Genomic DNA, 24,340 nt, shown 5'->3' on the forward strand with positions numbered 1-24,340 from the left:
TAGGATAAAGAAACATCCTAAATTTTATGGTAGTTATTATTTTTTTTGTATTACTTAATAGAAAAATATTGAAAATAATACAGAAGAAAGTATAAGGTTGCAAAATCTGTATGAAATAGGGTATTCCTAAATATGGAATATACGTATAATAAAAGAGAGGAACTAGAAAATGGGGGAATACTATGATTACATTGGAACAAAAGTTGGAGCAATACACACATACATATGCACAGTTAAAGGGAGAACTAAAATGGAAAACAAGTGATTCTCGAACAGGTATGATGATTGCTGCTATGTATGCAGGTAGTGATAAACTGTTTGATCTCGGACGTTTTTTAGAAATTAGTAGTTATATTAAGAATCAGGTAGGGATGTTTTCATACTTAAAGTCTTATCATCGCTTTGTGGTGGCCGCAACATTAGATATTCACTTTACAGATTACAAGGAAGCTTTTCGGAGGTTTTTAGATTTATATGAACAATTGGTCGCTGGTGGCTTTAGCCGGAGTATATTTACTTATCTCGCAGCAGCTGTGCTTTTAACAGAAGAACGTGGACAGCAAGGTACGCACATTCAGCGTTCGATACAAGTATATAAACGCATGAAAAAGGATCATCTCTTTCTTACAGGTACAAATGATTATCCGCTCGCGGTTTTACTAGCAGGACAATCAGAGAATGTAGAAACACTTATGGACCGAGTAGAACGTCTTTATCAGAAACTAGCGAAAGCTGGTTTGCGTAAAGGGAATGATCTTCAATTTTTAAGTCATATTCTTTCACTAAAGAAGGATGTCCGTGAAGAAATATTAGTTGCAAAATGCACAAACATATGGAATTTGTTAAAGCAAGAAAAGGTAAAAGTGAAACAGATGCATTACCCAGCTATTGGGCTACTAGCGTTACTTGAGGATGGAGAAAAAGATATTCATTCTATTCGAGCATTGATTGAAAAATTGCAGGGGGAGAAATTATTCCGTTGGCATACAGATACGAATATTCTTATTGCTATTCAACTGTTCGTAAGTCAGAAAGGTGAGGAAAGTAAAGCTACCAACACAGGTTTACAAACAATGATAGAAGTCCTCATACAAGCACAACAGGCAGCTATGATAGCAACGATTGCCGCTTCATCTGCAGCAACCTCTTCTGCTAGTACTAGTTCATAATGTGCAACTGCTTATGCTCTTGTAATCTATAACTCCTTTGATGAGGATGGTTTAAAAAATATTATTAAAAAAGGCCCATCACTCTCTAATGAGTGATGGGCTAACTGTTTTTAAACTGTTTTTACATAATCAGCATTATCTTTTCGACTGCTTCAAATGTTTGAGTTGTGTAACAATCATAATGCTAATAACAACGAGTAAAAACCATGAGCTAATTTTGCTTAAGTGAACGAGGCTCCATGTTTCCCGTTGATTTGGATATTGCCATGCTCCGAAGAAGGTAGCGATGTTTTCTGCAATCCAAATAAAGAATCCGATAAGGAAAAATGAGAGTACGAGCGGCATTTTATATGTAACGCCTCGTAATGAAAATTCCACAAATGTGCGAAAGAAAACAATGAATAAAATTAAAGTTAATACCCATCTAAAGTCATATAGAAAATGATGTGTAAAAAAATTAAAGTAAATCATTGCTCCTAGAGGTATTGCAAAAATAGCTTTCGGCCAATGATGCATTTGTAAATGCAATCTTCTCCACGCTTGGCATATGTAACTTGCGACACTCGCATACATAAAACCGCTGTAAAGCGGAACTCCGAAAACTTTTGAATACGCCTCTTCAGGATAACTCCATGAACCGAAATGTACTTTATATATTTCTAGTAAAAGGCCGATGAGGTGGAAGACAGTAATTACTTTTAGTTCGTCTTTCGTTTCAAGTCCCGTTTTATACATTATATATTGCATAAGAAGACATACAATGAGTATGAAATCATAGCGATATAACCCTGGGATAGAAATGATTTTTGAAAGGGCTAGTGTTAAAAAAATAATGACTGGGAACAAACAAGATAATGCTTGTTCGTAAGTGAAATAGAGTAGTTGTTTTATATAAAACATCGTTTCACCTTCTGTAAGTTCTTATTTTAATTGAATAATCTGAAGAATAATTAAGTATACTATAGTTCTAAATAATAGAAAACTAGAATTGATTTGTTTAAAAAAACAAAAAAATGTAAAATGAAGTTAATTTAATGCAAGGGAGATGTGCCAATGTCAGCGCTTATTGTAAGTATCCCGTTTATACAACAGTTCAAAGGACAAGGGGATAACTAGGCTAGAATAATTGTCCCCGCTATTTTAAAAAAAGGGGAGTTTGAAATGACGATGAATCTTTTTCAAAATAAAACTATTAAATTATCAGCTATTAGAGAAGCAGATGCTGAAGTAATGGCTATGTGGCAAGAGGATAGTGAATATTTAAGAAATGTAGATACAGATTTGGCATTCCCGCAATCATTACATGAGATAGCGAGTGATGGGCTATTAAAGGGACGGAGATCCAATAGTGTTTCTTTCATGTTAAGAACAGTTCAAGATGATCGCTTAATTGGTTTTGTTGCAATTCACGGTATAGAGTGGAATAACAGAACAGGTTTATTAGCAATTGGTATAGGCGATGCAAATGATAGAGGAAAAGGATATGGAAGAGAAGCAATACATCTTATTCTAAAGTATGCTTTCTATGAAATGAATTTACACCGCGTTGGCCTCGATGTTATTTCCTATAATAAAGCTGCCATTTCGTTGTATAAAAAGATGGGTTTTCAGATGGAAGGATGTATGAGAGAAGCAGTTCAAAGAGATGGAAAGATTTTTGATCGTATGATTATGGGGATATTGCGGGATGAATGGATAGAGCTGCAAGATTAAAAGTACATTCCATATTATATATGTAGTATGCAGGAGATATAGCGGTAATTGACGAAATTTTACAGTGCGCTGATTGAATTTATAAGGGGTTATGCGAGATGAACTTAGAAAAAAGTAAGCCAGTAAACGAAGAGGTCGCTGAATTAAAAGAACTAATTAAAGAACTACACGGAAGTGTACATCAACTTCAAAGTGAAGTGCAGCAACTAAGGCACGAAAGACCAGTTGTTGAAGTGAGAAAAGGTGTTCAATTATCACCAACAATCATCGGACAAATTGGTGGTATGATTTTAGGTGGATTAGCAATTATAGGTATATTTTGGTGATGAAAAAAGTATGCGGCGTAGTGCTGCATACTTTTTTTACTGTCGTTATTTGTCGGTAAGTCGATATTCGTTGTCGAATCGTCGATATATTTAGAAAATCGTTGATATATTCGAAGAAACGATCGATATATTTTAAAAATCGTCGATATAATTTCACGCACTAAAACTTTTACATTAAATAACGTAAATAAATGTAAGCATGTGATAACAATAGCGCAATGATCGTTAATGGGAAACCGATTTTTAAGAAGTCCATATAAGAGAATCCATGTCCTTCACGTTTTGCAATGCCAGCAACGACTACGTTTGCTGATGCTCCGATTAACGTTCCGTTTCCTCCTAAGCAAGCTCCAAGTGATAATGCCCACCATAGTACTTCAATTTGCGGGGAATCGACAGATAGTCCGAGACCTGTAGCTAAATCTTGAATAAGTGGAATCATCGTTGCAACAAATGGGATGTTGTCAATTGTTGCAGATGCGATGCCAGATACCCATAAGATAAGTATAGCAGCGAAACCGATATCGCCATTTGTTACGTCGAGTACTTCTTTTGCGAGTGAAGAGATAAGTCCGATATCAATTAACCCGCCAACGAGAACGAATAGTCCAGCGAAGAAGAAAATGGTTACCCATTCAACGTGGGCAAATACATCTTCAATCTCATGTTCTTTCACGCCAATTAACATGAGAAGTGTAGCACCTGTCATCGCAATAACGGCAGCATCTACATGAATAATAGAATGCAGTACAAAGCCTAAAATAGTTAGTCCTAAAATCGTAATGGATTTTAAAAGGAGGCTTTGATCTTTAATATAATCTTTTTCATTTAATGCCATTAGTATTTTAATTTGCTCAGTTGTTGTTTTTAGTTTGTTACGATACATGAAGTAAATAATGCCAAGTGTAACGATAGCGATGATAAGTACAATTGGAGCTAAGTTAAGTAAAAAGGCATTAAAGTCTAAATGCTTATTAGCCGATCCAATCATAATGTTCGGCGGGTCACCGATTAGTGTTGCTGTTCCGCCTATATTTGAAAATAGTACTTCTGAAATTAAATAAGGAACAGGATTTACTTTTAAAATACGTGTAATGGATAGTGTAACAGGTACGATTAATAATACGGTTGTTACGTTGTCCAAAAATGCAGAACCGACAGCGGTTAATAGGGATAGTAATAATAAAATGCGGATTGGTTTTCCGCCAGCTGCTTTTGCTGCTTTAATGGCTACAAATTCAAATACGCCTGATTGACTCGTAATATGTACGAGAATCATCATCCCAATTAAAAGGGTGATCGTTTCCCATTGAATATGTGATGTGAAAGCAGTATGTAAATCTACAATTCCAAAAATAATCATAATAGCAGCACCGAATAGTGCGATTACAGCACGATTCAATTTTTCAGAAATAATAAAACCGTACGTGACTAAAAATACGGCAATTGCAAAATAATATTGCCAATTTGCTACTTCATGTGCTGATTGTTCCAAGCGTGTCACCTTCTTTAAAGTATGTATTCAATTGTAAAAATGCATCCCTCTGCGTAATTTATATTGTAGCAAATTCAAAAAAGAAAGAAAACTATTTAACAAAGTGAAGGAAAAAATGATGATTTTACATATGATATAAAAAAATGAAGAAACACAGTGCAAATTATTAGGAAAAGTGAGCGTTGTCCTCTAATATAGAGATAGCAATTTACATTATTTTTGCGTAAAATGGTTTAAAGAGGTGAATTCCGATGGAAATAGTAAAAGATAGTTCTCTTATTCAAAATGAAATTGAACGTTTTGTAAATAAAGATGTATATATTCATTTAGAAACAACAAACGGAGCGTATGCGTCACACTTTAATGAAAAGTTGATGACAGTTGGAGCATTCATCCGAAATGCAATTATCCGTTTTGAATGCGGGAAAATAACTGGAACCAACCCATACCGAGTTGGTTTGAAAATGGATCATGGCTGGGTATATGCAGAAGGCATTACGCACTGGGAAGTAGACGATAAAGAGCGTTTATTACTAGCAGGTCATGATAATCAAGGCCGCTTAGCAGTTGCGCTTGAGTTAAGCTTAACGCCATTTAAGTAAGAAGGAGGGAAACTTATGGAGAGACATGTACTTGTTGTATTTCCGCATCCAGATGATGAAGCATTTGCTGCGGGAGGAACAATTCGCTTATTAACAGATCAAGGAGTACCTGTAACGTATGCATGTGGTACTCTTGGACAAATGGGACGTAACATGGGGAAAAATGTATTCGCTAACCGTGAAACGATTCCAAATATCCGTGAAAAAGAATTAAAAGATGCGTGTGAAGCGATGGGGATTCAAGATTTAAGAATGCTCGGTTTCCATGATAAAACGTTAGAGTTTGAAGATGTTGATTTTGTTGCAGATAAAATCGAAGCGATTATTCAAGAAGTAAATCCATCTCGAATTATTACATTTTATCCAGAACACGGCGTACATCCAGATCATGATGCATTTGGCCGTGCTGTAGTTCGCGCTGTATCACGTATGCTAAAAGAAGAGCGTCCAGTTATTCATGCGGTTGCGATTACGAGAAATCGCGAAGCAGTACTCGGTGAGCCGGATGTTGTAAATAATATTAGTGAAGTATTTGAACATAAATTAGCTGCACTAGGCGCGCATCGTTCACAAACAGAAGCAATGCTTGAAGAAACGCATGCAAAAATAAAAAACAAAGATGCAGCAACATTGAAATGGCTGCAACTTGAACAATTTTGGACTTATAAATGGGAGTAGGCTAGAAGGATATCTTCTAGTAGCTCTTACATATAAAAAGCGCCGTCACTTGTGTGATGGCGCTTTTTTGTGCTATTGTTTCGTACTAGCTAAATACATGAGCATGTGGAATTTTTCATCTCTTACATGATAATCAAAATAAGGTCCTGGATCTGTACAGTAACCGATATTTTCACTTTGCGTGATTTGAAATTCGTGGCCTGATAAATTTTCTTCTAAGTATTTTGGATGTAAAATATGTTCGTGAGAATTTGGATATAAGGCTGAAATGTTTTTCAAGGATTTGGCCGAACTATCATAATATGAGTATCCGCCGACAATTGTTGAACTGTTATGTAAATAGTTTTTTAGAACGTGAATTGGGAACTGCGGATTAAGCAGTGAAAAATCAGTTACTGAAAAACTATCCACAAAAACATCGATGCTAAGCGGTTTCAATGGTAGATTTAAATCGGAATTCAAAATATAAAGGACGCGTGGCTTCGGATTCATACGCTCAATTCTGTTTCTAACCTTCTTGAGCATTGCAAGCGAATAGCCACTGAATACATAGGACGCGCTCGTTTCAAGAACATCGATATATTTGGGTAGTGACACAAAAGCGTCGACGTTTGTTTCCACAATTAATTTGTTTTTCAAATCTATATTTTGTAGAACTTTTTGAAACTGAAAATTAATTTTTTCAAATAAGTTAATCATTTTGGGATTGATCTCTTTAATCGTTTCTTTATCGTAAAAATAAGATGGATAAGGAGACGTCTCGTACAAGTTCGCGGTAATGATAATACCTTCCTCGATAGCTGCTTCGTATCCACAGCTACAAGTTAAACTCCCCGTGTGAATGTAGACTTTTTTAATCGTTACATCTTTCATTTCAAGTGGAATGTGGCATTTCGGACAATAGAGCAAATTTACAAAATCAAGGGGGATTCCTGTAATACTCTCTTCTTTGGATGAAAGCGAGCTAGTTTGAACCGCTTTTTCAATCAATTGGATAGCTTTTGATATGTCTTCTTTTTTCTTGGTTAGCTCGTCCTTTTTATCAATGAGCAAGTTGTTGTAGTAGTCGATATCCTCATGGTCTGAGAAGTTTGTGACACGTCGATATGATAAAATTCGTTGGATTTCTATCAATGAAAAATGAAATTTTTTCAGCTCAGTAATAAAAGCCATGTCGTCGAAACACAATTGGTTCATTTGATACTGGGTGTTTTTTTTGTCTGGTATTAATAATCCTAGTTCAATGTAATAACGAACGGTATCAGTCGTAACATGAAAAAGCTTCGCAAATGTACCAATTTTCATAGATGTCCCCCCAATGAAAAAAGTGGAGTTACTCCATTTTTTTCGCAAAATGACTTCAAAAAACTCTCAAATGGCTATTGACTTGGAGGAAACTCCAAGTCATATTATTAATTTAATAAAAGTGAATATTTTGAATATTTTTGACTGTATTGTAACATACATGTCACGAAAGGAGAAGGATTAGCTATGGATAAGATGGATCATATGGATACTCTCTCACTATGGACAGCGACTGCAAACAGCTATGACAAAGGAAAACCTCTTGAAGGAAATGAAGAGGCGGATGTTGTCATTATTGGCGCAGGTTTCACAGGTCTTTCTTCTGCATATCATTTGCAAAAGTTAGGGAAGAGTGTCATTGTCCTTGAGCAGGAAACAATCGGATATGGCGCAAGCGGTCGCAACGGCGGGATGGTATTGCCGGGTTATAAGTCAACGATGCAGGAGCTTGCCAAGAAGTATGGTGACGAAGAGGCGAGACAGCTAAACGATCTTTCGCTACTTAGTGTTGAATTAGTTAAAAACATCATCGACGAGCATCAAATTAACTGTAATTTTAGAAAGACAGGTCACATTGTGGCGGCTTACAAAGCCAAGCATTTTGAAGGATTGAAACATGAAAGTGAATACTTAAACAAAAATTTTGGGTATGAGTGTAGCGTGCTTAATCGAAGTCAGTTGCATCAAGAAATTGATTCCCCGCATTATTATGGCTGTTTAGTCGACAACTCGAGTTACTCATTCCAACCACTGAACTATGCAATTGGTTTGGGAGAAGCAGCTAAATCGATCGGTGCAAAAATCTTTGAGCATTCGAAAGCACTATCTATTGAGTACGGCCGAAATAGTGTGAAAGTTGTAACAGAAAAAGGTGCTGTTACTGCGAAAGACATTATTGTGGCTACAGATGGTTACTCTGGAAAAATCATGACTGAACTGAATAAAGGCGTACTGCCAATTTCGGCACGTATTATTGCTACTGAACAGCTTCCAGAATCACTGGTGAATGCCGTCATTCCTAAAGATCGCATGGTTTTTGATACAAGCAGTTTCCTTTACTATTTCAGGCGCACACCAGATAATCGGATCATATTTGGCGGTGGCGATATTCGTCCAAACTTAGGTGATGCTGTTTATCAAAATGTTTACGATGCCATGGTTAAAATGATGCCAAAACTAGAAGGAAGCAAGATTGATTACAGGTGGGGTGGATTTATCGGGGTTACAATTGATACGTTCCCGGTTATCGGTAGATCCAAAGAAGGCGCATATTTCGCAACGGGTTATACGGGCCACGGCGCGTCTCTCTCGACATTGTTTGGTAAGTTATTAGCACAATGGATCGTTACGGGGAGTGCAGGTGGATACCGATTTGAAAAGGAACGCCTCAAATCATTCCCATTCTATAATCAGAAAACGATGCTGGTCAATATAGCACATATTGGTTTCAAACTGGTAGATATTATCGCGTAAAGGAGAGGTGTTTATGGAAATTAACATGTTCATTGACGGGAAATGGGTAGAAGCATTATCGGGTACTAGACGAAACATTATCAATCCTGCAACCGGAGAGGTTATCGCAACGTCTGCTCATGGATCAGCAGATGATGCGAAGATAGCAATCAAAGCGGCTCGTAAAGCGTTTGACAGCGGAATCTGGTCGGATTTATCGGCTGATGAAAGAGCTGACTATCTATATAAGATTGCAGATCGTCTTGAAGAGAAGACAGCTGAAATTGCCCGTTTGGAAACTGCAAATAACGGTAAGGTTATTCGTGCAACAACCCATGTAGATATTCCTGTATCGATTCAATGTTTCCGCTATTATGCTGACTTGATCAAAGGTATGAAAAAGGAATCTTACACTCGCGAGGATGCTTCGGAAACAATTATTATCCATGAACCGATTGGTGTTTGTGGAATTATTGTACCTTGGAACTTTCCGCTTATGTTAGCTGTTTGGCAGATCGCTCCTGCACTTGCCGCAGGGAATACAATTGTAATTAAGCCTGCTGACGTCACTCCTGTAAGCGTATACAAATTGTTTGAAATTATCGAAGAGGTTGGACTTCCAGGCGGAGTGGCAAACTTGGTATTGGGACCTGGCTCAAAGGTTGGGAATGAGCTTGCAGAGAGCCATGATGTTGACAAAGTTGCCTTTACCGGTGGAACAAAAACAGGTCAAAGTATTATGCGCGCAGCTGCGGGCAATATGAAAAAAATCACACTTGAACTAGGTGGTAAATCTCCACTTATTGTGTTTGACGATGTGGATTTTGAAACCGCAGTCGATAATGCGATGTTTGGTATTTTCCACAATGCTGGGCAAGTTTGTTCAGCTGCATCCCGTTTGCTTGTACAAGAGACCATTTACGATAAGTTTGTTGAAAGATTGGCCGAGCGTGCGAGCAAAATTGTAGTTGGAAACGGAGAAAGTGAGAACATTGAAATGGGAGCTCTCACAAACGAGTCTCATATGAATGAAGTTTTACATTATATTCAGAGAGGGATCGAAGAAGGTGCAAAATTAGTTTGTGGTGGTAAGCGCTTAACAGAAAATGGGCTTGATCGAGGGTTTTTCATTGCACCAACAATCTTTGCTGATGTAAATGAGAATATGTGTATTGTGAAGGAAGAGATTTTTGGTCCAGTCCTTGTTGTACAGAAATTTAAAGATGAGGAAGATGCCATCCGAAAAGCGAATGATTCCATTTATGGATTAGCCGGTGCTGTATTTACGGAAGATATGGACCGAGCAAAACGTGTTATTAGTAAATTGCGTGCGGGAATTACTTGGATTAATAGTTATCATCTCGCTTATGTTGAAGGCCCTTGGGGCGGATATAAGCAAAGTGGAATCGGCAGGGCGTTAGGTACTGTTGGGCTGGAGCATTTTATGGAAACGAAGCAAATCAATATCCACCAGCATGCCAATCCTGTAGGTTGGTATGCGAATTAATTGAGCTGAACTTGCTATATAAATTATTTATAAGGGGATATGCTCATGAAAATAGTGGACAACGGTCCGTCATCAAAAATAGAGCAACCAGAAGTAATGAATAAGCCGGTGGATGATTCAGTGCTAGGAACCAAAAGTATTCCGTTACTATATTTACGGTTTGCTTTGGCGGGAATTATGGCTAACGTAATTCTAGGAGTTGTATCGGTTGTCGATGGCTATTTCGTCAGTGGCTTTCAGGAGCTGGAAGTCGAAGGGATCGGAATTGGATTTACGGTCATGGTTATTACCCGTATGATTGGTGTTCTGTTAGGTGTGGGAGCCGGAGCGGTCATTTCACTTCGACTGGGGAAAGGGAAGATAGAAGAAGCTAGAGGTATTATGGGACAAACTTTATGGTTTACGCTTTTCCTTTCTTCTTTGTTAGCTATACTTGGATTGGTCTTTGAAAATGATATTATGATTTTATTCGGAGCAAGTGATGAAGCGCTTCCATATGCGGTGCAATATAGCCGACTGCTATGGATTTCGTTGCCATTAACGATATTGGCCGTTGTATTAAGTATTTTAGCTAATATCGATGAAAAACCTATATTATCAATGAACAGTTGGTTAGTCGCAGCAGCTGTTGCTGGGACTGCAGAATGGATTATGGTAGTGAAGTATGACATGGGGATGATGGGTTCTTCATGGGCTAATACGATTTCGCAATCGATTCCTGTTCTCCTAATCTTTTATTTCTGGTTTGGTAAAACAAAACTTAAGCCGAAAATGAAAGATATGATGATTAATCTCAAGAAGATTGGTGAAGTGGTTTGGACGGGATTTGCATCTTTCTCGAGTCAGTTCATGATGTTTATTGCAATTATTTTCACCAACAACTTACTGCAAAGCTACGGTGGTGGTCTACACGTTGCAGCTTTCACGATTCAAAACGGTTACATTACAAACCTCCTCGCCTTAGCAGCGCTTGGCGGGATGACAGGACTTCAACCGATTATTAGTTATAATTACGGTGCGGGCAACCTTGATCGTGTGAAACAAGCAATTAAGATGGGACTCATTTTTACAGTTTCCTTCTTTGTGATCGTGACAGCCATACTAATCATTTTTGCAGATCCAATTGTGTCATTTTTTTCCGGTGGTAATCCTGAATTGCAGAAACTTGGCATTTGGACGACAGTTATATTCAATTGTTTGTTTACGCTTAGTGCAGCTAGTTTGCTTATCTCTGGTTATTTTGAATCACAAGAGAGAAACTGGTCCGCAACGTTTATTAGCGTAAGCAAAATATTGTTGTTCATGTTACCGTTTCTATTTATTTTCCCGAAATTCTGGGGTGTAGAAGGTGTATGGTACGCTGCTCCTGCTGCAGAAATTCCAGGTGTTCTCATTGCCATATACTTTATGAAAAAAGAGTTTAAACGTTTAAAAAATACAAATGTTAAGACAGTAGATTTATAGACTTATTCCTTCAAAATTACCAATAAGAAAGAGAGAGGATTGTCATGTTTTTTGCGAAAAAACTTACAGCAGAAGAAGCAGAAAAACTAGGTGCCAACGCATGGGAACCATGGGTAGGCGAACCGAATAAAGGAACGTGGCATGTAGAAGAGCAGGAAGTTTTCTATGTGACAGATGGTGAAGTGTTTATTACTGTTGATGGGGAAAAGTATCATATTACAAAAGACTGGATTGTTTCCTTGGCTAAGGACCTTGTTTGTGAATGGGATTGCCCAGTATTTCTGAAAAAGAATTATAAGATGAACCATGAGATTAATCTAAAATAATGTGAGCTGGGGAGTGGACAAATGCTAAGCAGATGACTGCTCCTGTGTATTCAATGGATAAGATTAAGATTAGTAATGTTGAAGAAATGTATGCAAATAAGTTTACATACCGTCAAATGAATGCGCTTTCTTTTGGGAGTGCAATAACATAGGATGGTTATTTTAAAATAGGAGGCTTCACCATGGTAGTAATGAAAAATGTACAAACGTTGAAAAATTATATTGGTGGACAATGGATAGAATCCACAAGTAAACAAGTTGAAGATGTACCAAATCCAGCAACAGGAGAGATTATTGCTCGTGTGCCTCTTTCGACTAAAGAAGATGTAGATAGAGCTGTAGCAACTGCTAAAGAAGCATTCAAAACATGGAGAAAGGTTGCAGTACCTCGGCGTGCTCGGATTCTATTTCGCTATCAACAGCTATTAATTAAAAACTGGGAAGAGTTAGCTAGACTCGTAACCTTGGAAAACGGAAAAAGTTATAAAGAAGCATACGGTGAAGTACAGCGGGGGATTGAATGTGTTGAATTTGCCGCAGGTGCACCAACTTTAATGATGGGAGAGCAACTTCCTGATATTGCTACTGGTGTTGAATCAGGGATGTATCGTTACCCGATCGGAGTAATCGCAGGAATAACGCCATTTAACTTTCCGATGATGGTTCCATGCTGGATGTTTCCACTCGCGATTGCATGCGGAAATACGTTTGTATTAAAACCATCTGAAAGAACACCGCTATTGGCTAATCGCATAGCTGAACTGTTTAAAGAAGCAGGTCTTCCAGATGGAGTACTAAATATTGTGCATGGTGCACATGACGTCGTTAACGGCATTCTTGACAATGAGGATGTGAAGGCTGTATCTTTCGTTGGTTCTCAACCTGTGGCTGAGTATATATATAAAACAGCAGCAGCTAACGGCAAACGTGTACAAGCTCTTGCAGGGGCAAAAAATCATTCGATCGTATTAAAAGATGCCGACATTAGTTCTACAGTGAAAGAAATTATAAGTGCTGCTTTCGGTTCAGCTGGTGAACGATGCATGGCTGCGGCTGTTGTTGTCGTGGAAGAAGACGTTGCAGATGAGCTCGTTAATAGACTGCTTCAAGAGGCTAATGCAATTATGATTGGTAATGGCCTAGAAGAAGGTGTTTTCCTTGGTCCTGTTATTCGTGACGGACATAAAGAGCGTACACTCGGATACATTCAATCCGGTGTAGAGCAGGGAGCGACACTTATTCGTGACGGACGTGAAGACGATGCAGCAAACAGCCAAGGTTATTTTGTTGGCCCAACGATTTTTGATAATGTGACACAGGAAATGAAAATTTGGCAAGATGAAATCTTCGCACCAGTTCTTTCTATTGTACGCGTAAAAGACTTGATGGAAGCGATTCATGTTGCTAATGCATCACCATTCGCAAATGGTGCATGCCTGTACACCAATAGCGCTAAAGCTATTCGTGAATTCCGTGAAGAAATTGATGCAGGTATGCTTGGGGTTAATCTTGGAGTTCCAGCTCCAATGGCATTCTTCCCATTCTCAGGTTATAAGAGATCCTTCTATGGTGATCTCCATGCAAATGGAAAAGATGGCGTAGAATTCTATACTCGCAAGAAAATGCTTACGGCTCGTTATTGAAAGAATGATATGAAATCATAAAAAGATAGAATGGAGTTGGTGATTGTGCAAGCGACAGAGAAAACACAAAGTTTGAAAACAGCAGATGAAAAGTACCTTTGGCATGCAATGAGAGGAGCAGCCCCTAGTCCAACAAATTTAATTATCACAAAAGCAGAAGGGGCATGGGTGACGGATATTGATGGAAACCGTTATTTAGACGGTATGTCCGGTCTTTGGTGCGTGAATGTTGGGTATGGGCGAAAAGAGCTTGCAAGAGCGGCGTTTGAACAGCTTGAAGAAATGCCATATTTCCCTCTGACACAAAGTCATGTTCCTGCTATTAAATTAGCAGAAAAATTGAATGAATGGCTTGGTGATGAATACGTCATTTTCTTTTCTAACAGTGGATCGGAAGCGAATGAAACAGCGTTTAAAATTGCTCGTCAATATCATCAACAAAAAGGTGATCATGGACGCTATAAGTTTATTTCACGCTATCGTGCTTACCACGGTAACACAATGGGGGCTCTTGCAGCAACAGGTCAAGCACAGCGAAAGTATAAATATGAACCATTGGGGCAAGGATTCTTGCATGTAGCACCGCCGGATACGTATCGAAACCCAGATGATGTTCATACACTGGCAAGTGCTAATGAAATCGATCGTGTCATGACATGGGAGTTAAGCCAAACAGTAGCCGGTGTGATTATGGAGCCAATTATTACCGGGGGCGGCATTTTGATGCCTCCTGATGGATATATGGAAAAAGTAAAAGAAATTTGCGAGAAGCACGGTGCGTTGCTCATTTGTGATGAAGTTATATGTGGATTTGGCCGGACAGGGAAGCCGTTTGGATTTATGAACTATGGCGTCAAACCAGATATCATTACAATGGCAAAAGGCATTACAAGTGCGTATCTTCCTTTGTCAGCAACAGCAGTTAGACGAGAGGTTTATGAGGCATTCGTAGGCAGTGATGATTATGATCGCTTCCGCCATGTAAATACGTTCGGAGGAAATCCTGCAGCTTGCGCCTTAGCTTTGAAGAATTTAGAAATTATGGAGAATGAGAAACTCATTGAACGTTCCAAAGAATTGGGTGAACGACTGTTATATGAACTAGAGGATGTAAAAGAGCATCCAAACGTAGGAGATGTCCGCGGAAAAGGTCTTCTTTTAGGTATTGAACTAGTGGAAGATAAGCAAACAAAAGAACCGGCTTCCATTGAAAAGATGAACAAAGTCATCAATTCTTGTAAAGAAAAAGGTCTAATTATTGGTAAAAATGGTGACACTGTTGCAGGTTACAATAATATTTTGCAGCTTGCGCCTCCATTAAGCATCACAGAGGAAGACTTTACTTTTATCGTTAAAACAATGAAAGAATGCTTAGCTCAACTTTAATTAATTATTGATAAATCTTGTTGAAAAGCGGATGAGCCTATTAGGAGATATAACTTTAAATACTGAATGAGTTACTCGAAAAGAGTAATTCCGAAAGGGTTGAGTTTATGAAAGCTGATGTTGTATTGATAAATGGAGAAGTTATTACAGTAGACCAAAAGAATACAGTAGTCGAAGCTGTAGCAATAAAAGATAATTGCATCGTAGTTGTTGGCTCAAATCAGGAGGTTAAGAGTTTTATAGGAGAAAAAACGGATGTAATTGACCTGCAAGGAAAAACGCTTCTTCCTGGATTCATTGATTCCCATCTTCACATCATTTCTCATGGACTAAATCAGTTGGCTGTCAGTTGTAAAGCTGAACATATTGATTCTATCGATGCTTTGTTAGATGATCTGAAAAAGAAGGCATTAGAAACGTCAAAAGGTGAATGGATACGTGCTTGGGGCTTTAATGAAACCGCTGTGAAGGAAAAGCGTTATCCAACAATTACTGAGCTGGATGAAATTTCAGTTGAACACCCTATTATTGTAACCCGTACTTGCCACCACATAAGCGTGGTGAACAGCAAAGCATTAGAAATTGCGCAAATTAACGAGAACACACCGAACACGAGTGGGGGGATTATTGAAAAGAATCAGGCAGGAAGGCTTACAGGAAAGTTAATTGAAGCAGCAAATATGAGGATGAGCGAAGTTGCAAGTTATACAGAAAGTGAAATGATGAAGGCTGTGAAGATTGCATCGGATCATTTCGTTGCAGCGGGCATAACAAGTATACATGACGCAGGTGGAGATGGACCTGAGAGTTATCGTTTACTACAACAAGCTGTGAAGAGTAGGGATATTCGTGTCCGAATATATGCAATGATATGTCAAATAAATAACTCTCATGAATTTGTTAATAAAATGGTCGAAGCCGGTGTGGTAACTGGTACTGGAGATGAGAGATTCAAAGTTGGACCAGCTAAATTGTTTACAGATGGAAGTAGCACTGGGCCTACAATTGCAACCCGTGAGTCGTACTCCAGTGACCCTAACAATCATGGCATTCTTTATTATAGTGAGGAAGAAATTTACCGGGTTTTAGGTGAAGCGCATAAAAAAGGTTATCAAATCACTGTACATGCACAAGGCGATAAAGCTATTGAAATGTATTTAAATTGTGTAGAAAGGGCGCTAGAGGAATCACCAAGAAAAAATCACCGTCATCGAATCGAGCACGCGGGAATTTCTTCACCAGATTTACAAGAGAGAATGAAAAAACTCGAGATGATTCCAATTCCTAACCCTCCATTTCCATATGAATTCGGAGAGATATATGTAGAGCACTATGGTGATCGTGTCAATCACATGTACGCTGCTCGTGATTTTATTGATCGTGGCATCATTGCAGCAGGTGGTTCGGATGCACCAGTTACTGACTATAATCCTTTATTAGGAATTCATGTTGCTGTCAATAGAAAAACTAAGTCTGGGATGGAGGTTGGTGCTAATCAATCTATAAGCGTAATGGAAGCTATTAAACTATACACATGGAATGGCGCTTATGCGAGTTTTGAAGAAGAGATAAAAGGAAGCATAGAGGCCGGAAAGTTGGCGGATTTAGTTATATTAAATGACAGCATTTTAAGTGTCAATCCAAACCAAATTAAAGATTTAAAAGTAGAAACAACTATTATTGATGGTGAAATTGTCTATCAAAAAGAACAATCAGTGAAAATTTAGCCATAAAAAACTCCCCCTCCAATTGTGAGACTGATTTTAACAATTGAAGGGGCGTTTCAGTTGTTTAGTTGTGCTTTTTAAATCGTATTAATTTTCCGAGAGAATTGAAAGGACATTCGTGTACTAACAAATATTCAGATTATGAACACTAGAAAACGAACACAACCTATCATATAATTGAAAGACTATATTTTAAAATCAATGTTGATATTACCCTCCTATAAATATTAACATGCGTAATTGAGGTGTTTTCTTTGTTGTTTTATGATCGGATTTCTATAATGTCCCCTCCTGTTCCATAGTTAAGAAAGTCTTTTTACTTCTGAGATTTTCAAAGTTATAGGAGGGTATTAAAAGTGAAAAAAGTCTCAGTACCATCACTTTGGTTAATGATCATTCTTGTGGCATTTCCGCAAATTAGTGAAACGATTTACACACCGTCTTTACCAGACATTTCAAAGGTGTTACATGTAAGTAATAATGAAGTACAGTTAACGCTAAGTGTGTATTTTGCTGGATTTGCTTTAGGTGTATTTTTTATTGGATGGTTATCAGATATAATTGGTCGTCGCCCAGCAATGTTATTTGGAATTGTAGTATATGGTGTAGGAAGTTTCTTATGTTATATTGCAAATTCCATTGAAATTTTATTGGTAAGTCGTTTTATTCAAGCGTTTGGAGCGAGTGCAGGATCAGTTGTTACACAAACGATTCTTCGTGAAAGTGTAGATGGGCATAAACGTCACGTTATGTTTGCTCAAATTTCGGCAGTCATTGCCTTTACGCCAGCGATAGGCCCGTTAATCGGGGGATTTCTTGATCAAATGTTTGGATTTAAAATAGTGTTTTTAAGTTTAGTTGTTATGAGTGTCGGGATTTTGCTGTATACGTTTGTTTCTCTTCCGGAAACAAAAACGGACGCAGTAACGGATAAAATAAGTGTGTTTTCAGTATTGAAAAGGTTAATTACAAATCCGAAAGTAGTAACATATGGGTTATTAATTGGAGGAGCAAATGGTGTTTTATTCAGCTATTATGCAGAAGCGCCGTTTATCTTTATCGAATACTTTCAGTTATCACCTAGTATGTACGGGTTTCTAGGAATTGTTGTTGCTTCCGCTTCTATTATTGGAGCGAAAGTTTCAAAGCGGTTACTTGCTATTTATAAACCAGAGAAAATTATATATATCGGTTGTCTTGTAATGACAGGGGGAGCTATCCTCTTAACTGTTATTACTTCATTTGGATCAAATCCAAACATAATATATATGATTGGATTTTTAGTAGCGATGTTTATATTGCTATTAGGAATTGGGGTGGCGTTACCTAACTGTCTCAGTCTAGCATTAGTAGATTTTCAAAATGTCATTGGTACTGCGGGTGCCTTATTTAGCCTAGGCTATTATATAATAGTGACGATAACGATTTGGGGAATGAGCCAGCTTCATACAGGTTCCTTAATAGTCATGCCCCTATATTTTTTAGTTATTGTAGTAATTATGGTGGTTTTCACTCGAGTATTTATTTTGAATGATAGAGCTGAAAATTCTGTTTAAATATATAAAAAAGAGAGTCTCATTGAAAAATGAGACTCTCTTTTTTATAAAAATTATCATTCGTGCTGATAATTTTTAGTACTACAATTTTACAAATTTTATTTATTAAACAAGAGATTTTTTAGCAACTGTTTTTTATCATCTACAATAAATTGTGAATATAGTTGCCATGTGGGGGGATATAAGATTTTATCTAAAACCTGGTATTGGCCTGTGTTTGTTCTACGTTTGGTTTATATTTGGTTTATATTTGGTTTATGTTTCGTTTTCGTTTGGTTTATGTTTGGTTTCATTAATTACAAAATCAGTTACAAAAGTTACAAAAGCTATTTTTGTTATCAAAATAGACTTATATTACGGAGGAGAGCATGAAAAAATGTCTTTAGGAGGGGACAAAAAATTTTGGTGAATAAAAATGTATTATCAAACTTGGACATACTCATGTTATGAATCTAAACATAAAGGGAAATAGTATGAATAAACCAATAGCATTTAAATGAAAACATTATTAATCAAAAAATTATGCTCATTTTAAGATGGCAGATATGATACAACATAAGATTTCGAGATTTGATAGGGATGATGAAACGTTGTAATTGCTTAGTTTGTAAATATTAAAATTAGTAAAGATAATAGGGAAATATAGATTATTTTTTGTTTGTACAATGATTATAAACTAGGTTTATCAGTATGATTTAGAATTAAATAGTTTATATAAAAGTAAGAAGATAATAGATTTACTTATAGCGTACCGTTGATACAGAAAGAAATACAATTGATTTTTATTTAGGTGAAACAAGAAAGTATAAGGCCGCAGAGCGTTTTTTAAGAAAGCTTTGCGGTCTTTTATGTTTTAAACCCTTGTTTTATTACTCTATACAAGTATGCGGTTAATCCTATGGTAATTCAGAACAAGATTATCATTGTAATAGGTAATTGTTAATTGTTTCTAGTTTGAAAATTTATATTGGGAGTCTTAAAGATACGGTAAATATAAAGGAGATGGGTTAAATAATGAAATACACACTTAAAGATCTTATAAATGTAAACAAGTTTAAGAATATAACAGAGCAATTTTATAATTTAACTAAAGTTCCATTCTGTCTCCTTGATAATAATCAAAATGTTATATTTTCCAAAGGTGACCCTTTTTTTCGTAATCAAAAAATCCAATTGTCCCAAGAAATGCATATTCCCATCATTATTGAGCAGGAACATATAGCAACCTTTGTTGTAGGAACAAGTAGTAATAAAGAGGTTATTGCGGATTCTCACATAACACATTTTAAGTGCATTGCAAATCTAATTGAAGAGATGGCAACACAACAATTACACCTTAAAAAAATTCATGAAAAAGATTCCCAAATCAATACGATAACAAATTATGAAGAAAATTGTTTAGATAGTATATTACAAAATATGCCGATTATGATTAATGCAATTGATGAAAAAGGAAATATTATTATGTGGAATCGGGAATGTGAATTAGTAACTGGATATAATGCAGATGAAATAATTAACAATCCAAAAGCGATGGAATTGCTACATCCTCATAGACCTAATCGTAACGATTTGTTGCAAAATGGTCACGATTTTAGAGATTCGGAGATGGATATCACATGTAAAAATGGTGAGATAAAAACTATTATGCGGTCCACTATTTTACATATTATTCCGACTTTAGGACGGAGTGTCGGAGCAATTGGAATTGATATAACTAAGCGTAAGAGGATGGAAGAGAAACTTAAACAAACCTCGACTGAACTAGAATTAATTTTTAAAGCAATTCCTGATTTGTATTTTTTGTCAGAACTTGATGGGACCATTAAGGATTGTAAAGTTAATTCTGTATCCAAATTTTATGTTCCAATTGAAGAATTTATAGGGAAGAAATTCCAAGAGATATTACCAGTTCCTATCATAAAGCAATTTGAGAAGGCTATTAATCAAATAAAAACTTCATCCGCTCCTGTATTAATAGATTATTCTCTACAACTAGATGATGAAATTTATTATTTTGAAGCAAGACTTTTACCGCTTTTTGACGATAAAATTATGATTATTGTGCGTGATATTACAGAACGTACAATAACGACGGAATTATTAAAAAAATCAGACACTCTTAAAGCAGTAGGGCAATTGGCAGCTGGGGTCGCTCATAAAGTTCGTAACCCATTAACAGTAATTAAAGGGTTCATGCAATTATTGCAGCAGGAAGTAGGGGAGGATAAAGAATATTTAAGCCTAATACTTTCTGAAATCAGCAGTATTGAAACAGTTCTTCAAGAATTTTTATCTATTGCAAAACCGAATGCTGCAGTATTTGAACCGAAAAACCTTTGTACTATATTAGATAATGTAGTCGATTTAATAAGTACTCAAGCAATTATGAAGAATATTCGTATTGCATTGAATATGGATGTTGAAAACTTATTGATTGAGTGTTGCGAAATTCAATTAAAACAAGTTTTCTATAGTATTTTACAAAATTCTATTGAGGCTATACAAAATGGTCAAGAAATCATCATTAATGTGAAAAAACATAATAGTACCGAGGTTAAGATTTGTATTTTAGATAAAGGAGTAGGTATTCCTTCTGAAAGAATTAAAAGACTAGGTGAACCTTTTTATAGTACAAAAGAAAAAGGGACGGGTGTTGGGCTCATGATGAGTTATCGAATTATTGAAAGTCATGGTGGGAAAATAAGTATAAAAAGCCAGGTCGGGAAAGGAACTACTGTTACTCTGTTTTTCCCAATTTATAACGGTGACTTAGTTGGTGATGTTAGTCCAAATAGCATGTAATCATAACTAGCAAATAAATCTCTGGAAATGAAAATCAAACTATTATCTTGTAGAAATATAGGTGGTCTGAAGTGAGTTGATTAGGAAAAGAAAAATGGATTTAATAGAGATAATGTAACTTGAATTTGAAGTACAACTCCTAGTTTCAGTAGACGTTATATTTTATGCATAGAAGTAAGAGGCTCCTTTCAAAATTCAATTAAAAAGTTAGATTCATAATGTAACGGGAGATAAAAAAATAGGGAAAAGAAGGGTGCTCTAAATACCATTTAGGCTAAGTCGCATGTATATCTTTAAAGTGAAAAGTTTCTTTTTCTCAACTATAGAAAAAGATTTTTTTTTACTTGAGTGATAATTTTTTATGATATTTGTGAAAGGGTTTTGTTATATTTTTGAAAGGAAAATGTAATGTATATAAATTAATATGAACTTACGAATATTGATTTTATATCATTCGCCATTGATGGAGGAACAGAGGAGATTTAATGTATGAAAACAAGAATTGCAATTATAGAAGATGAAGATAGTATACGGGAGATATGTAAACGGTACTTAGAAAGGGAAGGATATGAGGTATACACTGCAGTGAACGGAGCAGAAGGATGGAATGTATTTCAACAATTTCAACCGGATCTAATTATTTTAGATTTGATGATGCCAGAAAAAGATGGTTGGGAACTATGTGAGGAAATTCGCCAACATTCCAATGTACCGATCATCATGTTAACCGCGAGGGGAGAAGAAAGAGAGCGGATTTTAGGACTAACAATGGGGGCGGATGATTATGTAACAAAACCCTTTTCGCCTCGTGAATTAGTATTAAGGGTACAAATTATACTAAGAAGAGGAAATCAAGTAACACTTCAAGGAATAGAGCCTGAATCAGGAATGATAGAGTTTCTAGATTTGAAAATTGATCCAACGAAAAGAAGTGTATTTGTTTGTCAATATGAAATAGAGCTAACAGTGAAAGAGTTTGAAGTGCTTTATCTCATGGCAAAACATCCTAAACAGGTGTTTTCACGGTCTCAACTTCTTGAACAAATTTGGGGATTTGAGTATGAAGGCTGCACAAATGCAGTAACTGTATTAATGAGTCGTTTACGTGAGAAATTGGAGAAACATACAACAAAGAATCGTTGGGTTCATACGGTTTGGGGCATCGGTTATTGTTTTGAACCAGATGGAGGAAACGATAAATGAAGTTACGAAATCAACTGTTATTGATGAATCTATTAAGCACGGGTATCATGGTAATTTCTATATGGTACAGTGAAAGGCAAATGTTACTTAGACCAGAACAGACACGATTATTAATAGTAATAGTAATTGTAGCTATGATTATTTCTACGATCATTTATTGGTTAATGACACGTCCTATAATGAGGTCTATTCAAAATTTAATTGCCTTAACCAAACAATTTAGTGATAGACAATTTGGAACGATGTACATAATAGGGAAAGAACCAGAAGAGTTTAAAGAATTAGCGGAAGCTTTTCAAGAAATGGCCAAAAAACTAAACGAAAGCTTTGCTAAGTTAGAAAAAGGAGAAAAAGCACGTACAGAGCTGATTGCGAATATTTCCCACGACTTACGAACACCCATGGCTAGCATACAATTGATGGTAGAAGCGTTACAAGATGGATTAATTGAAGACTCTGATATGAAACAACAATATTTAAAGACAATCCTAAATGATATACAACGATTAAGTGGATTAATTAATGATTTATTTGACCTTTCTAAGTTAGAACTTGGACAAGAAGTTTTTCATCCAAGTTTAATACATGTAGATAGCATTCTATTAAAAGTAATAGATTCACATGATATCTTATTGCAAGATAAAGAGATTGATTTGCAATTGCATGTTTCTGAGACATTACCACGAATTTGGATTATGCCATGTAAAATAGCACGAGTTATCAATAATTTGTTGCATAACGCGATTCGGCATTCTCCTACATGTGGAACAATCGAATTAATTGTAGAGGAAAATAAACAGAAGCAGCAAGTTCAATTCACTTTGTGTGATGAAGGAGAAGGGATTTCTCCAGATGATCAATTGCGTATATTTGACCGTTTTTTTAGAACGGATCCATCAAGAAGTTCACAATCTGGAGGTTCTGGGCTTGGTTTAGCTATTGCAAAATCGCTAGTTGAACTGCATAAAGGACAAATTGGTGTTCGGGACCGCCAAGATGGGAAACAGGGATGTGAATTTTGGTTTACTCTTCCTGTTACATCAGAAAAAAATGAGTCGGTTGAAAGACTTTTGTAACATTTACGAAAGTAAAATGAAAGATATATATAATAAGATTACTGTGTCGAAGGTGATTATATTTTAACCTGAAGTGAATAGTATAAGTATAATTTCATCTTTTGTAATCTTGTAGATATGATGAAAGAGAGGAAGAAATAAAATGGATCAAATGAGGAGAGTAAATCCCGCAGCTATAGCATTTGCTGGTTCTAGTAAATCCAATATCTTAATCTTCTAGTTCAATCACTTCTGTTGAAAAAGAAAACTCGTCATTAAATATTAAAAATGGACAGGTGCCAGAAGAAAGGTTCAATTTCAACAGGTGTAATTAAAACAGATGATTAAAAACTAGTTCGTTCAGGTGTACTAGAAAAATAAAGAGGTGTGGAAAAAGGAACCTTATTTTTTTAACTGTCTTTATAGAATAAAAAAATGGAATCACATACATAAAAAATATATTGAACAGAGGTAACTATACGATGGTTTTAAAATTATTATTTATATTTTTTGGCGTAGTCTTAGTATTATGGGGTATATATAGAATGAAAACGGATAAAGCATTTATAGGGAAAACACAAACAAGAAAAAATATTTTTAATTTCTTTATTTTAGGAGAAGCAGCGGGACTAGGACAATTCTTAAGCGGAATTGCATGTATAATTATAGGGATTTTATCTTTTATAATTAAATAGTTTATAAATAAAAGGAACACAACTTTAAAATAAAAGTAGTGTTCCTTTTATTTTTGTCACCTGTCAGATTTACAATTTATCAGGTAGCAAAGTAAAACAGGGAGCAAGCATAGAAAATTTCTTTTTCCTTTTTGTAGAGCTTCGTACGCCAAATACAGATGATCTTGAATCATGTAAACAGCTCTATATTCGCTTAATTTTTTTTTACTTTTTCTGTAGTAACAATTTTCTCA

Annotated in this window: 19 protein-coding genes and 2 pseudogenes; 18 read left to right on the top strand and 3 right to left on the bottom strand. The window is 36.2% G+C overall.

Annotated elements, in window-relative coordinates:
• Nucleotides 1-132 precede the first annotated feature (132 nt).
• Nucleotides 133-1,169, top strand: a pseudogene (locus tag ACE38F_RS11745) (DUF4003 domain-containing protein).
• Between the two features lie 135 nt (nt 1,170-1,304).
• Here the strand turns inward: ACE38F_RS11745 and ACE38F_RS11750 are convergent.
• Nucleotides 1,305-2,069 carry a DUF817 domain-containing protein gene (locus tag ACE38F_RS11750; RefSeq protein ID WP_375370519.1) on the bottom strand — a complete coding sequence of 255 codons (765 nt, stop codon included), beginning with the start codon at nt 2,067-2,069 and terminating at the stop codon, nt 1,305-1,307.
• 261 nt (nt 2,070-2,330) lie between these two features.
• On the opposite strand from ACE38F_RS11750, the gene ACE38F_RS11755 reads away from it, so the two are divergent.
• Nucleotides 2,331-2,882, top strand: coding sequence for a GNAT family N-acetyltransferase (locus ACE38F_RS11755; RefSeq protein WP_375370518.1), 552 nt, complete (start codon nt 2,331-2,333; stop codon nt 2,880-2,882).
• Between the two features lie 98 nt (nt 2,883-2,980).
• Nucleotides 2,981-3,208, top strand: coding sequence for a coiled-coil domain-containing protein (locus ACE38F_RS11760; RefSeq protein ID WP_002033458.1), 228 nt, complete (start codon nt 2,981-2,983; stop codon nt 3,206-3,208).
• Between the two features lie 169 nt (nt 3,209-3,377).
• Here the strand turns inward: ACE38F_RS11760 and ACE38F_RS11765 are convergent, their stop codons facing one another.
• Complete coding sequence (locus tag ACE38F_RS11765) at nt 3,378-4,703, bottom strand: ArsB/NhaD family transporter (RefSeq protein ID WP_375370517.1); 1,326 nt, start codon at nt 4,701-4,703, stop codon at nt 3,378-3,380.
• Nucleotides 4,704-4,954: 251 nt separating this feature from the next.
• On the opposite strand from ACE38F_RS11765, the gene ACE38F_RS11770 reads away from it, so the two are divergent.
• Together ACE38F_RS11770 and bshB2 are read left to right on the top strand one after the other, a co-directional pair.
• On the top strand, nt 4,955-5,305 hold the full coding sequence (locus tag ACE38F_RS11770) for a YojF family protein (RefSeq protein WP_375370516.1): 351 nt from the start codon (nt 4,955-4,957) through the stop codon (nt 5,303-5,305).
• A gap of 15 nt (nt 5,306-5,320) precedes the next feature.
• On the top strand, nt 5,321-5,983 hold the full coding sequence (bshB2, locus tag ACE38F_RS11775) for a bacillithiol biosynthesis deacetylase BshB2 (RefSeq protein ID WP_375370515.1): 663 nt from the start codon (nt 5,321-5,323) through the stop codon (nt 5,981-5,983).
• Nucleotides 5,984-6,055: 72 nt separating this feature from the next.
• Here the strand turns inward: bshB2 and ACE38F_RS11780 are convergent, their stop codons facing one another.
• Nucleotides 6,056-7,288 (bottom strand): MerR family transcriptional regulator, encoded by a 1,233-nt coding sequence (locus ACE38F_RS11780; protein WP_375370514.1) that lies wholly within the window; start codon nt 7,286-7,288, stop codon nt 6,056-6,058.
• Between the two features lie 186 nt (nt 7,289-7,474).
• Between ACE38F_RS11780 and ACE38F_RS11785 the strand changes: the two genes are divergently transcribed.
• The 13 genes and pseudogenes from ACE38F_RS11785 to ACE38F_RS11845 all read left to right on the top strand — a co-directional run bounded on the left by ACE38F_RS11785 (nt 7,475) and on the right by ACE38F_RS11845 (nt 24,107).
• Nucleotides 7,475-8,761, top strand: a complete 1,287-nt coding sequence (locus ACE38F_RS11785; RefSeq protein WP_375370513.1) for an NAD(P)/FAD-dependent oxidoreductase — start codon at nt 7,475-7,477, stop codon at nt 8,759-8,761.
• Nucleotides 8,762-8,774: 13 nt separating this feature from the next.
• Nucleotides 8,775-10,247: an aldehyde dehydrogenase family protein gene (locus tag ACE38F_RS11790; RefSeq protein WP_375370512.1), complete on the top strand. Its 1,473-nt coding sequence runs from the start codon at nt 8,775-8,777 to the stop codon at nt 10,245-10,247.
• 45 nt (nt 10,248-10,292) lie between these two features.
• Complete coding sequence (locus ACE38F_RS11795) at nt 10,293-11,711, top strand: MATE family efflux transporter (RefSeq protein ID WP_375370511.1); 1,419 nt, start codon at nt 10,293-10,295, stop codon at nt 11,709-11,711.
• A gap of 44 nt (nt 11,712-11,755) precedes the next feature.
• Nucleotides 11,756-12,037 (top strand): cupin domain-containing protein, encoded by a 282-nt coding sequence (locus ACE38F_RS11800; RefSeq protein ID WP_375370510.1) that lies wholly within the window; start codon nt 11,756-11,758, stop codon nt 12,035-12,037.
• Nucleotides 12,038-12,219: 182 nt separating this feature from the next.
• Nucleotides 12,220-13,680 carry a CoA-acylating methylmalonate-semialdehyde dehydrogenase gene (locus ACE38F_RS11805; RefSeq protein ID WP_375370509.1) on the top strand — a complete coding sequence of 487 codons (1,461 nt, stop codon included), beginning with the start codon at nt 12,220-12,222 and terminating at the stop codon, nt 13,678-13,680.
• Nucleotides 13,681-13,710: 30 nt separating this feature from the next.
• On the top strand, nt 13,711-15,066 hold the full coding sequence (locus tag ACE38F_RS11810; RefSeq protein WP_375370508.1) for an aspartate aminotransferase family protein: 1,356 nt from the start codon (nt 13,711-13,713) through the stop codon (nt 15,064-15,066).
• 107 nt (nt 15,067-15,173) lie between these two features.
• A complete protein-coding gene (locus ACE38F_RS11815) occupies nt 15,174-16,793 on the top strand; it encodes an amidohydrolase (protein WP_375370507.1) in 1,620 nt (539 codons plus the stop codon).
• A gap of 356 nt (nt 16,794-17,149) precedes the next feature.
• Entirely contained in the window at nt 17,150-18,349 is a 1,200-nt protein-coding gene (locus tag ACE38F_RS11820; RefSeq protein WP_375370506.1) for a multidrug effflux MFS transporter, read from the top strand.
• A 747-nt stretch (nt 18,350-19,096) separates the two neighbouring features.
• Nucleotides 19,097-19,197 (top strand): annotated as a pseudogene (locus ACE38F_RS11825) (IS6 family transposase); the annotation flags it as partial.
• A 166-nt stretch (nt 19,198-19,363) separates the two neighbouring features.
• A complete protein-coding gene (locus tag ACE38F_RS11830; RefSeq protein WP_375370505.1) occupies nt 19,364-21,154 on the top strand; it encodes an ATP-binding protein in 1,791 nt (596 codons plus the stop codon).
• A gap of 489 nt (nt 21,155-21,643) precedes the next feature.
• Complete coding sequence (locus ACE38F_RS11835; protein ID WP_088059487.1) at nt 21,644-22,357, top strand: response regulator transcription factor; 714 nt, start codon at nt 21,644-21,646, stop codon at nt 22,355-22,357.
• On the top strand, nt 22,354-23,433 hold the full coding sequence (locus ACE38F_RS11840) for a sensor histidine kinase (RefSeq protein ID WP_375370504.1): 1,080 nt from the start codon (nt 22,354-22,356) through the stop codon (nt 23,431-23,433). The genes ACE38F_RS11835 and ACE38F_RS11840 overlap by 4 nt, the downstream gene beginning before the upstream one ends.
• Nucleotides 23,434-23,894: 461 nt before the next feature.
• Complete coding sequence (locus ACE38F_RS11845; RefSeq protein WP_375370503.1) at nt 23,895-24,107, top strand: hypothetical protein; 213 nt, start codon at nt 23,895-23,897, stop codon at nt 24,105-24,107.
• Nucleotides 24,108-24,340: the final 233 nt, after the last annotated feature.

The sequence above is a fragment of the Bacillus altaicus genome (assembly GCF_042136375.2).
Taxonomy (GTDB): domain Bacteria; phylum Bacillota; class Bacilli; order Bacillales; family Bacillaceae_G; genus Bacillus_A; species Bacillus_A cereus_U.